Annotated in this window: 10 protein-coding genes; 7 read left to right on the plus strand and 3 right to left on the minus strand. The window is 49.1% G+C overall.

Going from position 1 to position 13,299, the window contains the following annotated elements:
- Nucleotides 1-2 precede the first annotated feature (2 nt).
- A complete protein-coding gene (locus JFT56_RS17020; protein ID WP_198781171.1) occupies nt 3-3,086 on the plus strand; it encodes an efflux RND transporter permease subunit in 3,084 nt (1,027 codons plus the stop codon).
- Between the two features lie 214 nt (nt 3,087-3,300).
- Entirely contained in the window at nt 3,301-3,834 is a 534-nt protein-coding gene (locus JFT56_RS17025; RefSeq protein ID WP_198781172.1) for a hypothetical protein, read from the plus strand.
- 83 nt (nt 3,835-3,917) lie between these two features.
- Here JFT56_RS17025 and JFT56_RS17030 read toward each other — a convergent pair whose 3' ends face one another.
- Nucleotides 3,918-4,496: an FxsA family protein gene (locus JFT56_RS17030; RefSeq protein ID WP_198781173.1), complete on the minus strand. Its 579-nt coding sequence runs from the start codon at nt 4,494-4,496 to the stop codon at nt 3,918-3,920.
- A 223-nt stretch (nt 4,497-4,719) separates the two neighbouring features.
- Here JFT56_RS17030 and cutA point away from each other — a divergent pair, with 223 nt between their 5' ends.
- The 5 genes from cutA (at nt 4,720) to JFT56_RS17055 (ending at nt 11,341) form a co-directional block, all read left to right on the plus strand.
- Nucleotides 4,720-5,043 (plus strand): divalent-cation tolerance protein CutA, encoded by a 324-nt coding sequence (gene cutA, locus JFT56_RS17035; RefSeq protein ID WP_198781174.1) that lies wholly within the window; start codon nt 4,720-4,722, stop codon nt 5,041-5,043.
- The gene (locus tag JFT56_RS17040; RefSeq protein WP_198781175.1) at nt 5,040-6,911 is read left to right on the plus strand and encodes a protein-disulfide reductase DsbD; all 1,872 of its coding nucleotides are present in this window, start codon (nt 5,040-5,042) and stop codon (nt 6,909-6,911) included. The genes cutA and JFT56_RS17040 overlap by 4 nt, the downstream gene beginning before the upstream one ends.
- 161 nt (nt 6,912-7,072) lie before the next feature.
- On the plus strand, nt 7,073-8,728 hold the full coding sequence (locus JFT56_RS17045; protein ID WP_198781176.1) for a cation:proton antiporter family protein: 1,656 nt from the start codon (nt 7,073-7,075) through the stop codon (nt 8,726-8,728).
- 288 nt (nt 8,729-9,016) lie between these two features.
- Nucleotides 9,017-10,162: a galactokinase gene (galK, locus tag JFT56_RS17050; RefSeq protein WP_198781177.1), complete on the plus strand. Its 1,146-nt coding sequence runs from the start codon at nt 9,017-9,019 to the stop codon at nt 10,160-10,162.
- 144 nt (nt 10,163-10,306) lie between these two features.
- Nucleotides 10,307-11,341 carry an aldose epimerase family protein gene (locus JFT56_RS17055; RefSeq protein ID WP_198781178.1) on the plus strand — a complete coding sequence of 345 codons (1,035 nt, stop codon included), beginning with the start codon at nt 10,307-10,309 and terminating at the stop codon, nt 11,339-11,341.
- A 178-nt stretch (nt 11,342-11,519) separates the two neighbouring features.
- On the opposite strand, the gene JFT56_RS17060 is transcribed toward JFT56_RS17055, so the two are convergent.
- Nucleotides 11,520-11,924, minus strand: a complete 405-nt coding sequence (locus JFT56_RS17060; protein WP_198781179.1) for a hypothetical protein — start codon at nt 11,922-11,924, stop codon at nt 11,520-11,522.
- 336 nt (nt 11,925-12,260) lie between these two features.
- Nucleotides 12,261-13,265 carry an NAD(P)H-quinone oxidoreductase gene (locus JFT56_RS17065; RefSeq protein ID WP_198783624.1) on the minus strand — a complete coding sequence of 335 codons (1,005 nt, stop codon included), beginning with the start codon at nt 13,263-13,265 and terminating at the stop codon, nt 12,261-12,263.
- Between the last annotated feature and the right edge of the window lie 34 nt (nt 13,266-13,299).

The following is a 13,299-nucleotide window of genomic DNA, read 5'->3' on the forward strand; positions in this document are numbered from 1 at the left end:
GAATGAATATTGCTGAGTATTCCATCCGCCATAAAGTCATTAGCTGGATGTTTGTGTTGCTGCTCCTCGTGGGTGGCGGCGTCAGTTTTACCGGTTTAGGGCAACTCGAATTCCCCGAATTTACCATTAAAGAAGCGCTCGTGATCACCGCCTATCCCGGCGCATCACCGGAGCAAGTCGAAGAGGAAGTCACCCTACCGCTTGAAAATGCGCTGCAACAACTGGATGCCGTTAAGCATGTCACTTCGATAAACAGTGCTGGCCTGTCGCAAATCAAGATTGAAATCAAAGAAAGCTATGACAAAACCAGCCTGCCACAGGTATGGGATGAGGTGCGCCGTAAGATGAATGATACTGCGGGGCAACTCCCCCTAGGAACCAGCGCGCCCAAAGTGCTAGACGATTTTGGCGATGTATATGGGATTTTATTTAACCTCTCAGGACCAGACTACAGCAACCGCGAGCTCACTAATTACGCCGACTATCTGCGCCGCGAGCTAGTGCTGGTGCCTGGGGTCAAGAAAGTCTCAATAGCGGGTAGCGTAACCGAACAGGTCGTGATTGAAATCTCCCAGCAAAAACTCTCGGCGCTGGGGCTAGATCAAAGCTATATCTATGGCCTAGTCAACAATCAAAACGTGGTCTCCAATGCGGGCAGTCTCGTCATTGGTGACAACCGTATTCGCATCCATCCCACGGGCGAGTTTGGCAGCGTTCAGGATCTCGCCCGCTTGATCGTAAGCCCTCCTGGCAGCACCGAACTGATTTACCTCGGCGATATTGCCCATATTGAAAAAGACTACGATGAAACCCCCGATGTGCTGTACCACAACCGTGGAGAAGCGGCGCTATCACTGGGGATCTCCTTCTCAAGCGGCGTCAACGTAGTGGAAGTCGGCCAGAGGGTGAGCGACCGCCTAAGCGAACTCGAATCCCAGCGTCCGATAGGCATGAGCTTAGACACTGTCTATAACCAGAGCCTGGCGGTCGATAAGACAGTCAACGGCTTCTTAATCAACTTACTCGAATCGATTGCCATCGTTATCGCCGTATTGCTGCTGTTTATGGGCCTACGTTCGGGTTTGCTGATGGGCTTAATCCTGCTGCTCACTATTCTCGGTACTTTTATCGTGATGAAAGTGTTGGGGATTGAGCTGCAACTCATCTCACTCGGTGCGCTGATTATCGCCCTCGGCATGTTAGTGGATAACGCCATTGTGGTCACCGAAGGGATTTTAATCGGCCTGCGCCGTGGTAAGACTCGCCTCGAAGCCGCTAAGCAAATTGTGGCTCAAACCCAGTGGCCACTCTTAGGCGCGACTGTGATTGCCATTATCGCCTTTGCGCCCATTGGCTTATCACAAAATGCCTCGGGGGAGTTCTGCCGTTCTTTATTCCAAGTGTTGATGATTTCGCTGTTTATCAGCTGGATCACCGCCATCACATTAACGCCGTTCTTCTGCCATCTATTATTTAAGGATGCGCCGAGCGACGAAGAAGCCCAAGACCCTTACAAGGGTTGGTTCTTCAGCCTTTATCGCGCCAGTTTGACCTTTGCACTGCGTTTTAGAATCACCAGCATTGTACTGGTTGGCGCCATGCTGTTCAGCGCAATCGTTGGCTTTGGTCATATCAAAAATGTGTTTTTCCCCGCCTCGAATACGCCAATCTTCTTTGTGGATATTTGGATGCCGGAGGGCACAGACATTAAGGCTACCGAGCGTTTTACCGCCGATATTGAGCAGCTATTACTCAAGCAAGCGGAGGAGCAACATACAGGTCTTGTCCACTTAACCACAGTCATAGGCCAAGGTGCCCAGCGGTTTGTCTTGCCCTATCAACCGGAGAAGGGCTACCCCGCCTTCGCCCAATTGATCATCGAAATGCAGGATTTTGAATCACTGCAGGCCTATCTGCCTGAGCTGGATAAATTTTTAAATCAACGCTTTCCCCAGGCACAATATCGCCTCAAGAATATGGAAAACGGCCCGTCGCCCGCCGCCAAAATAGAAGCGCGCTTCTATGGTGATGACCCCCAAGTACTGCGCGCTCTCGGTGCCCAAGCGAAAGCAATTTTTCAGGCGGAGCCGAGCATGGACAGCATTCGCCATGATTGGCGCAATCGAGTGCCCTTAATCCGTCCGCAGTTAGAAAATGCCCAAGCGAGGGAAACGGGGATCAGCAAGCAAGATCTCGACAATGCGCTGCTGGTCAATTTTAGCGGTAAACAAATTGGGCTATACCGTGAAACCAGCCACCTATTACCAATCGTCGCCAGAGCCCCCGCCGAAGAACGCCTGCAGGCCGACAGTCTGTGGAAGCTGCAAATTTGGAGCAGCGAACACAATACTTTTGTGCCTGCGACCCAAGTGGTGAGCAATTTTAACACTGAATGGGAGGACCCCCTGTTAATGCGCCGCGACCGTATGCGTATGCTCGCTGTGCTGGCCGATCCTAAATTAGGCAGCGATGAAACTGCCGATTCTGTGCTGCGCAAAGTGAGGGATAAGGTCGAAGCTATCGAGTTACCCGCGGGTTACCACCTAGAGTGGGGCGGCGAGTATGAAACCGCGGGTGAAGCTCAAACCGCGGTATTTAGCTCGATTCCATTGGGTTATTTGGCAATGTTTTTAATCACAGTGTTTCTATTTAACTCGGTGCGCCAACCCCTAGTGATTTGGTTTACCGTGCCACTGGCCCTGATTGGGGTATCGGCGGGATTGCTGCTCTTCGATGCCCCCTTTAGCTTTATGGCGCTGCTCGGCCTACTGAGTTTATCGGGCATGGTGATTAAAAACGGGATTGTCTTGGTCGATCAAATCAACCTCGAACTCAGTGAAGGGAAAGGCGCCTACCTTGCCCTTGTCGATTCCTGCATTAGTCGCGTTCGCCCCGTGATGATGGCGGCGATCACCACCATGCTGGGGATGATCCCACTCATTCCCGATGCCTTCTTCGGCTCTATGGCGATAACGATAATCTTTGGCTTAGGCTTTGCTTCACTGCTGACCTTAATAGTGCTGCCAGTGATGTATAGCCTTGCCTTCAATATCAAAGCGATACCCATAGATGAGCACGCTAACTAGCGACTCACGCCTCCCCTAAACGCTTCCCGGCGCGGCCGATCGATACAGTTGTAAGCGTATCGATTGGCCATTTCCCCTCAATATCTTTTCCCTCAATACCATTTTCCATCTATAACAGTGTGTTGCATCCACAAGGCTTGCGATTTTCTCCCTTGGCATTTACACTGGGCATCGAGTATGAAACTCAAGGAATAACAATTAAATAAGGATATTTATGAAGCTTATTAAGCTCGCAATGGTGCTCGGTCTCGCTTTTTTCGCTTACCAAAAATGGTATGCGGCCAAACCCCTAGAATCCCACTTTTTAAGTTCGATCCCCGTTAAAATCCAAATGTTAGCCAATCCTGAGGCCAAGTTTGAAAGCTCGGGCCAAGTGAACATTGAAAGCATTACTACGCAAAAACACCCTAAGGAACTGCTAGTGATGAGCGTTGTGACCTTAAGCTCCCAGTTTGACACTATCGACGAGGAAGATATTACCGAGCTTTCCTTCGACGATGCCAATGCATTGGCGCAAAATTTCAAGGGGCTTGAGGGGGTAGAACAGCTGCAACTGACCCGAGGATATATCGAACATGGGGGACAGCGAGGCTATGAGATCAGCATGAATATGGGTAAAGAAGGCACCTTAGTGCAACATGCCTACGCCTACAATAATCACCTATTGATTTTAACCGCCAGCTACAATGACGACGGCCAGAACCGCCGCACGGCTGAGGCCTTTCTTAACTCGGTGGAATTTTTGTAGGTAAACGAACCAGCGGCGCAGTTAGGATGGTTCCACAGGCCGCTGGTATTGACGAAAGAACAGGAGTGCGGATCTAATAAAAGCTAAGGCTTAGGATCTTTATCCTGCTCGTTATTGGGAATTTGATGGCTAACGGGTTTGATATCACTGGGATCGTCCTTATGTTCAAAATCCCCCTCAAACACATTGCCGTCTTTTTTCGCTCTATCATCGCCCTGTCCAAAGGGGTCCTGCGGCTTAGCGCCAAAGGGACCTTGGTTGGCATGAAAGCCAGCGTGCATTCCCCCCTGTAAACCTGCAATCACGCGCAGTTGCATACGCTTAAAGACTAAAGCGGCAATCGGACGGCGAGTCAAAGGCGTTAATAGCAATAGCCCCATAAAGTCAGTGACAAAACCTGGGATCACCAGTAAAACCCCCGCCATGGCTAACATCATACCTTCGACAATTTCTTGTCCCGGCGCTTCACCGCGGGCGAGTTTTTGCTGCACTTGCATTAAAGTGCTTAATCCTTGGCTGCGCACTAAAGACACGCCGAGCACAGCGGTAAACAGCACTAGGCCTATGGTGGTCCAGGTGCCCAGCACTTCACCCACACGGATAAGCACTGACAGCTCAAGTACTGGGATCAGCACAAATAATAAAAATAGGATTAAAAACATACTGACCTCAGTTTTATCTCACAATCTTGAAAACTAAATGGGGGCGATCCGGTCTTAATTCAAGTCACTCGGGAGGCGCTGGCGATAAAGGAGTGAAACTTCTGATATTTAGCTCACCCTTTTGTTAATACGTTAATGTATGAGACCATAAAAACACGTAAAGTAGCTTAGCCTAATAGGCTTAAGCGAAGTTTAAGATTATTAAGGGACGATACCTCACACCATGCAAGCTCAGTATCTAGTGGTCAGCACCAGTTGCCCCGATGAAGTTCAGGCAAAGCGCATCGCTCGCGCCTTAGTGGAAGCGCGCATCGCCGCTTGTGTGCATATCTCGGCGCCTATCTGCTCCATTTATGAGTGGGAAGGCAAAATCTGTGAGGAGCAAGAAATTAGCTTACACATTAAATGTTTACAAAGCCGCTATGCCGAGTTAGAACAGCTTGTGCTTCAACTCCACCCTTATCAAGTGCCTGAAATTATTGCCGTACCTGTGACTCACGGGCTACCAGCCTACTTAGATTGGATAAAAGATAACACTCAGCCATGAAAAAACTACTTAGCCTTATTTTCACCGCGTTACTGTTCCTTACGCCCCTCACCCTAAGTGGCAACGCCTTCGCCAATAGCTTTGGTTTTCTAAAAAGCGAACCGGAGTTAATGCCCGTCGATCAAGCCTTTGCCTTCGATTTTAAACAAGAGGGCAATAGAGTTACCCTCAATTGGGTGATTGCCGACGGCTACTATATGTACCGCGACAAGCTTAAATTCAGCGTCAATGGCGCCGAACTAGGCACGATTGAGCTCCCCAAGGGCAAGCCCCATAACGACGAGTATTTTGGTGAGCAAGAGGTGTATTACACCTATATCGATATTCCCGTTGGTCTAAAGCAAGCCGATGAAAATGGCACCTTAAGCGTGACTTTTATGGGCTGCGCCGAGGGTAAACTCTGCTATCCACCAACTAAACGCGATGTCACCCTTAAAGCGGTTGCCGCCAATGATGGCCTGTTAGTGAGCACTGACAATGCCGCCGCGCCAAGTGCAAGCGGTGCCGAAGAAGCCAGTAGCGTTCAAGCGCCCACTCAACCTATTACTCAGCCAATTACTCAGCCAATTACTCAGCCAATTACTCAGCAAGACACATTAAGCCAAATGCTCTCAAGCGACAGCCTGATTTGGACCTTAGTGATCTTCTTCGGTTTAGGTATAGGTCTGGCACTCACCCCCTGCGTCTTTCCTATGTACCCGATTTTATCGGGCATTATTGTCGGCCAAGGGCAAAAACTCTCGACCGCAAAAGCCTTTACCCTGTCCATGGCCTATGTCCAAGGTATGGCAATCACCTACTCAATTTTAGGTTTAATCGTCGCCTCGGCGGGGATGAAATACCAAGCGGCGCTGCAACATCCCGCCGTATTAGTCGTGCTCGCTATTCTGTTCTTTGTGCTCAGTTTATCCATGTTTGGTATGTACGATCTCAAGCTGCCATCGAGCTGGCAGGAGAAGATGAACTCAGTATCAAACAATCAAAAGGGCGGCAATTTAGTTGGCGTATTTTTGATGGGGGTGATTTCAGGTTTAGTGGCATCGCCCTGCACTACAGCCCCACTTTCTGGCGCCTTAGTCTATGTCGCGCAAACCGGCGATCTGCTTCAAGGTTTCCTTGCTCTGTATGTGCTCAGCATGGGAATGGGCGTGCCTTTACTTATCATAGGCACTTCGGGTGGTAAGCTGCTGCCACGCGCCGGCGCTTGGATGAACATCATCAAGACAGTGTTTGGCTTCCTGCTGATCGCCGTGTCTATCGTCATGCTTGGGCGTATTTGGACGGGTGTGGTTTCCGATGTGCTTTGGTCGCTATGGGGCATTAGCTTCACGGGTTACCTAATGCACCAAAACAAACTCAGCGCCTTTAATTGGAAACAAACTGTCCGTTCAGTGCTGCTAACTTTGGCCCTATTAGCCAGTTTCTCCTACGGTTTTCAGGCAGTCATGGGGCATTTGGGCTTTACCCATAATCCAGTAAGCACGGCGGCAACTCCTGAGCAAGCACACGGCTTTAAACGGATTAAATCTATTGAAGATCTTGAACAAGAGATAGCCGCAGCGACCGCCCAAGGTAAACCTGTGATGCTCGACCTCTATGCCGATTGGTGTGTTGCCTGTAAAGAGTTTGAGGCCATCACCTTTAAGGACGCCGATGTCCTGACTCGGATGAATAAAATTGTCTTACTGCAAGCGGATGTGACTAAAAGCGATGCCGTGGATGTAGCACTGTTAGAAAAGTACAATGTCCTCGGTCTGCCAACCCTGTTGATGTTTAACGAGCAGGGTGAGCAAAGGGAAGATTTACGTGTAACGGGTTTTATGGGGCCAAAGGATTTTGCCGCCCATTTAGACCATCTAGTGAAATAGCCAAACTTAGGCCATTCACGCCACGGCACATCCCCAGTTAGTTTTAGTGCAACTTCAACAAAAAGCGGACTTTTTTCATTAAAAGTCCGTTTTTTTATCACGCTGTCATCGATTTCTTATACAATCCCCATTTAACCTAGGCTTTTTTAGATTGGAGCATTATGGAACCTGCCATTCTCATTATCACCCTTGTCTGCGGCATGCTTGTCAGCCGTATAGGACTGCCACCGCTTATCGGCTACCTAGTGGCGGGTTTTGTGTTGTTTGTACTCGGAATAGAAAAAGACAGCCTGCCACTGCTGCAAGAACTCGCTAACCTTGGGGTCACCTTACTGTTATTCGCCATAGGGTTAAAACTCGATATTCGCAGCCTATTTAAGGCTGAAGTATGGGCAGGTTCGAGTGTGCATTTGATGATATCCATCCTGGTTTTTGTGCCTATTCTCAAACTGCTCGGTCTTTTGGGTTTAACCCAGCTCACTAGCCTTAATCTCGAACAATTGACCTTACTCGCCTTTGCCTTAAGCTTCTCTAGTACGGTTTTTGCGGTAAAAGTATTGGAAGATAAAGGGGATATCCAATCCCTCTATGGCCGTGTCGCCATTGGTATCTTGATTATGCAGGATATCTTCGCCGTACTGTTTTTAACGATTTCCAAGGGGGATGTGCCTTCGGTCTGGGCCTTTGCATTACTCCTATTACCTCTGGCTAAGCCACTTATTTACAAAGCCTTTGACCGTGTCGGCCACGGTGAACTATTAGTGCTTTTCGGCCTAGTGATGGCGTTGGTTGTCGGCGCTTGGTTATTTGAATCCGTTGGCCTGAAACCGGATCTCGGCGCACTGATTATCGGTATCTTATTGGCGGGGCACAAAAAATCCTCTGAACTGGCAAAATCCCTGTTCTATTTTAAGGAACTCTTCCTCGTCGCCTTCTTCTTAACCATTGGCCTCAATGGCCTACCTACGGTATCGGATATTGTTATTGCAGCACTGTTAGTATTGCTCATTCCACTGAAAATACTCCTGTTTGTGTACATTCTCACCCGCTTTAAACTGAGATCCCGTACCTCAATGTTAGGGTCATTTAACCTAGGTAACTTCAGTGAGTTTGGTTTGATTGTCGCGGCAGTGGCCACCAGCAAGGGCTGGCTACCCTCCCAATGGCTAGTGATTATTGCGGTTGCCCTAAGCTTTAGCTTCCTGCTTGCGGCGCCGCTAAACGCGACCGTAGGTAGAATTTATCAACGATTCCAGCAGCGCCTCGTCAAACTCGAAAAGCGGCCGTTGCACCCTGAGGACAGACCTATCGCCATAGGTAATCCACGGTTTTTAATTTTAGGTATGGGGCGCATAGGTAGCGGTGCCTACGATGAACTGCGAGCTCGATTCTGCGGTGAAATCCTAGGGATCGAACATAAACAGGAAATCGTGGATCTGCATCGGGCCAAAGGGCGAAACGTGGTACAGGGCGATGCCGCCGATACCGATTTTTGGGAGAAGCTCGACAGAGCCCCAAACCTCGAATTGGTATTGCTCGCTATGCCACACCATACGGGGAATCTGTTTGCCGTTGAACAACTCAAAAAGCTCAATTATCAAGGTAAGCTCAGCGCCATAGTGCAATATAGCGACGATGCGGCTTCACTGCGGGATTCTGGCGTGCATAGCGTCTACAACCTCTATGAAGCGGCGGGGGCGGGTTTTGTTGACCATGTAGTCGATGAACTGCTGTCAGGCTCAGAGACTAAGCATGCTGAAGCAGAGGCGGTTGATCATAAAGCAACGTTAAACGCCGAGGCGACAACCCAAGTTTAGCCGTGCTTAGGCAAAAACTGCCTTGAATTAAAATCACTTAATAATACACTGTACCGATTCAGAGAAACCTCTCCCTGGATCGGTATTTTTACCTTCAATACAACCTCTAACTCCTTGAAAATAAATCAACTAGATTAATCCCCTTGGATGGTGTTACCGCACCTAAAAACCATCTCTAGGTTATATGATCTTTGCCATACAAAATCTCAGTTACATAGCCGACTCAGTCGTGATATAAATCGAAGACAAGAACGAAATTAGCTCAGCTTTTTTGGAAGTTTTCACAGCATGTCAAATCCTGCGCAGCGCGCCACTAAGTTATTTGTCCAAACCTTTGGCACTAAAGCCGATGATTTATACCAAGCTCCTGGGCGCGTTAATCTGATCGGTGAATACACAGATTACAATGATGGCTTCGTACTGCCTGCCGCCATTAATTTTCATACGGTTATCGCGGTAAAACGCCGTGAAGACACTAAATTTCGTGCCGTTGCCGACGCCTTTCCCGGACAAATTAAAGAGTGGACCTTTGGCAAAGAAACCGACATGAACCCCGAAGACGGTTGGGTCAATTATCTCAAGGGCCTCACCGCTGCCATGGCTCATACGGGCTTATTAGCCAAGGGCTTAGACTTAGCCGTGGTGGGTGATGTACCACTTGCGGCGGGATTATCTTCCTCCGGCGCCTTAGTGGTCGCCTTTGGTACTGCGATAAGCGACAGCAGTCAACTGCATTTGTCCCCAATGGCCGTGGCGCAATTAGCCCAGCGCGGTGAGCACCGCTATGTCGCCTCGGCTTGCAGCATTATGGATCATATGATCAGCGCTATGGGGGAGCAGGATCATGCCCTGCTGATTGACTGCCTAGATCTGGACAGTGAAGCCATTCCTATCCCAGAAAATTTAAGCCTGATCATCATTGATGCCCATATAGAGAAACAGCGTTTAGCCGCCATTAGCCAGCAGCGCCGGGATGAATGCGCGAAGGCCGCCGAGCATTTTGGCTTAGACGCACTGCGCCACCTCAATTTACGCCAACTAGAAAGTGCGAAAGGACAATTGGATGACACCCTGTATCGCAGAGCGAAACACGTAGTCACAGAGAATCAACGCACCCAGAGTGCGGCCCGGGCACTAGAACAAAATAATATCTCAAAATTCAGCTATTTAATGGCGCTGTCCCATGCTTCCTTGCGGGATGATTTTGAGGTGACACTGCCAGAATTTGATACTTTAGTCGATATTGTCAGCCAAGTGATTGGCGAGCGCGGCGGTATCCGTATGACAGATGGTTGCGTGGTGGCATTAGTTGACCATGAATTGACGGATGCTGTGGTCGCGGCGGTAGAACATGATTTTCTCGATAAAACGGGAATAGATGCAACGGTTTATCTCTGCTCAGCCAGTGCTGGGGCCGGCCGTATCGACAATTGAGTCACTCGACCTAAGTACGTCCAGCCACAACCTAAACCTCCCCCAATACCATACGAATTCAGCTTGGGTTCCTATGGTATTAATTATTTTTAAAAGGCAAAATCAAACAGTTACTCTGACATATTCAATATAGAGGGAAGCTAAATGGTACATTTCAGCGTATTAGAGCCTTGGACAGATCCCCGCGGTGGCGATATCGAGCGGGTAAGGATCGACAATGGCATACTCGCATTAGAAATCATCAGCTTAGGCGGTATTATCCGCTCCCTATGGGCCCCAGATAAACACGGCGAACGTGGCAACATAGTGTTAGGTTGCGATAGCGCCGAAGATTACCTCACCCAAAACGCCCATTTAGGCGCCATCGCCGGACGTTTTGCCAACCGCATCGCTAACGGCAAAATGCATTATCAAGGGCAAGATTATCAATTAGATATCAACCAAGCGACTAACTGCCTCCACGGTGGGCGTGAAGGTTTTAATCGTAAGAACTGGCACCTTGGCCCCTTACCCGATGGGGTACGCCTGACCTTAAAGAGCCCAGATGGCGATATGGGGTTTCCAGGAAATTGCACAGTGCAATTAGATTATCGCTTAGCGGCGAATAATCTTTTTGTGGAAATCTTAGCTTCTGTGGATAAAGCCTGCCCTGTCAGCCTAACCCAGCACAGCTATTTCAATCTCGATGGCTCAAACACTAACCATGATCATCGAGTGCAACTCGATGCCAGGCGTTATCTCACCATGGATGCAGTGGGTGTGCCGACGGGGATTGCCGATACTGCGGGATCAATTTTCGATTTGAGTCAGCCGATACGTTTAGGCGACAAACTGCATGCCGCTGAATTGGCGAGCACCCGCGGTTATGATCACTGTTATCTTATGGATAATGCCGACGGTTCACTCGCCCGTGTGGGCTGTTTAAGCAGTTCTATGAGTGGCCGCGCTATGACCCTATTTACCAACCAGCCTAGCGTACAACTCTACTGCGCTAACTTTTTAGAAGGAACTCAGGGGCGCAATCAGCAGGTATTACAACAACACCATGGCGTCTGTTTAGAGCCGCAAATGCTGCCCGACTCACCTAATCAAACCGAGTTATTTGGCGACGCAGTGTGGCTAGTTCCGGGTAAGGTTTACCACCATATTAGCCGCTATCAATTTGATATAGATGCCTAAATCATTGAGCCTAATTCTGCTATCTCATCCGATAAAGTGATCGAGCGTGTGGGATAATGACTTAATATATATGGGTAAAGAATGGGGATGAGGGTTTAGGGAAGGTAGCGATAAGGAATAAAATAAGCACTATTTTATCCCTTACACTCACAGAGTCAGCCCTTAGGCTGGCTTTGTGTTAATCATCAAAATCATCGCCCCAATCTTCATCAAAATCCGCGCCAATAGCATCGGTTTCAATTTCAGGCTCAACTTCAGGTTTGGCCTTACGCACAGGTCCAGTTTCCTTGACGTTGTTCAGGTCGATTCGAGCTTGATGCTTACTCATGAATTGAGCTCTAGCCGCCTTCCATGCACCACCAAACTTAGCCTCAGCAGCTTTTAACGCAGCCTCATCTAAGTCATATAGGTTCACTTTGACTATGTCTTCCACATACTCAACAATGGCATCTCGCTCTGTATTGTATAGGTAGATTCGTCCAGGGGAGGCGTCTGGCAACTGGTTGTCATGCACGACAATCGCGTTGCCTTTCGATGTTCTCAGCTCACCATACCAAACCTGTTTCTTTGCTGTGTTATACATATATGCCAATACCCTTAAATCAACACATACACTATGAGTTTTTTAGTCTGAATAAGCGAAGCGTCGCTTGCTTTGATCCACGAATAGCGCCGGAAAGTCTCTGACGTTTTCAACTGGGTATTTTTACAGAATATTTCCGATAATCAATGCCTCATACCATGAAATTTTCACTTATTACGCATTAATTTCGACCAAAGTCCCTAAAAAGTTTGGTCACTAACGACTTTAGTCTAAAAAACCATCGCAGCAAGTTTTTATTCGCCCCCTATTACTCACCGAAGATACTAACCAACGATACTCACCGAAGATAATCAAACCTAAGGTGAATTCATCTGCTCACTCGGCCAATGTGAGGACGACCTTTCCCCGGTGCGCTCCCGACTCCATTAATGCATGGGCCTTAGGCGCCTCACTGAGTGGGAAAGTCGCAAAGATATTGGGCACAATTTGATGGCTATCGAGCAGCGGCCACACGCGCTCACGTAACTCTTTAGCAATCTCGGCCTTGGCTTCAACGCTCTGCGGTCTTAGGGTTGACCCAGTCCAGACAATACGCTTCGCCATCAGACGAAAAAGTTCGATCTCGGCCTTAGGGCCACGTTGCATGGCGACAGAGACCATGCGGCCATCCATTGCAAGTGCCTGTAAATTGAGGTTGATAAAATCGCCGCCCGCGATATCAAACACCACATTGACCCCTTTATTTTGGGTAAATGCCATCACGGCTTCGACAAAGTTATCAGTGCGATAATTGATCACCTCTTGGGCGCCAAGGCTCAAACAATATTCACGCTTCTCTTCCAGCCCTGTAGTGGCAATCACCCTTGAACCTAAGGCGCTGGCGAGCTGAATCGCCGTGCTGCCGATACCGCCCGAGCCGCCGTGGATCAACACAGTCTCGCCCGCTTTCAGCCCCGCACGCATAAACAGGTTGCCCCATACGGTGAAGAAGGTTTCCGGCAGCGCGGCCGCCTGCACATAGCTAAAGCCCGTTGGAATAGGCAAACAATGGGCCGCATAGGTCAGTGCATACTCGCCATAACCACCGCCCGGCACTAAGGCGCATAACTTATCGCCGATTTGCCATTGGCCCACGCCGTCACCCAGAGCACAAATATCCCCGGCGACCTCAAGCCCAATAATGGGTGATGCGCCCGGCGGTGGTGGATAAGCACCAACCCTTTGTTTGATATCCGGGCCATTCACACCCGCGGCATGCACACGGATCAACACTTGCCCCGCCGCAGGCACAGGCAAAGGCGAGCGCGATAGCCGCATCACCTCGGGGGCGCCGGGCTGCTCAACTTGGATATGGGTGTACTCACTGGGTAAGGCTGATATAGGTAAAGCTGACATAGATAGCTCCTAAAATTTG

The organism is Shewanella putrefaciens (genome assembly GCF_016406305.1).
In the GTDB taxonomy this organism is placed as follows: Bacteria; Pseudomonadota; Gammaproteobacteria; order Enterobacterales; family Shewanellaceae; genus Shewanella; species Shewanella putrefaciens_C.

Coding starts and splice junctions, on each gene's coding strand:
- JFT56_RS17055 (WP_198781178.1), top strand. CDS start 10,307: ATGGTACATTTCAGCGTATTAGAGCCTTGGACAGATCCCCGCGGTGGC.
- galK (WP_198781177.1), top strand. CDS start 9,017: ATGTCAAATCCTGCGCAGCGCGCCACTAAGTTATTTGTCCAAACCTTT.
- JFT56_RS17060 (WP_198781179.1), bottom strand. CDS start 11,924: ATGTATAACACAGCAAAGAAACAGGTTTGGTATGGTGAGCTGAGAACA.
- JFT56_RS17040 (WP_198781175.1), top strand. CDS start 5,040: ATGAAAAAACTACTTAGCCTTATTTTCACCGCGTTACTGTTCCTTACG.
- JFT56_RS17025 (WP_198781172.1), top strand. CDS start 3,301: ATGAAGCTTATTAAGCTCGCAATGGTGCTCGGTCTCGCTTTTTTCGCT.
- JFT56_RS17045 (WP_198781176.1), top strand. CDS start 7,073: ATGGAACCTGCCATTCTCATTATCACCCTTGTCTGCGGCATGCTTGTC.
- JFT56_RS17030 (WP_198781173.1), bottom strand. CDS start 4,496: ATGTTTTTAATCCTATTTTTATTATTTGTGCTGATCCCAGTACTTGAG.
- cutA (WP_198781174.1), top strand. CDS start 4,720: ATGCAAGCTCAGTATCTAGTGGTCAGCACCAGTTGCCCCGATGAAGTT.
- JFT56_RS17020 (WP_198781171.1), top strand. CDS start 3: ATGAATATTGCTGAGTATTCCATCCGCCATAAAGTCATTAGCTGGATG.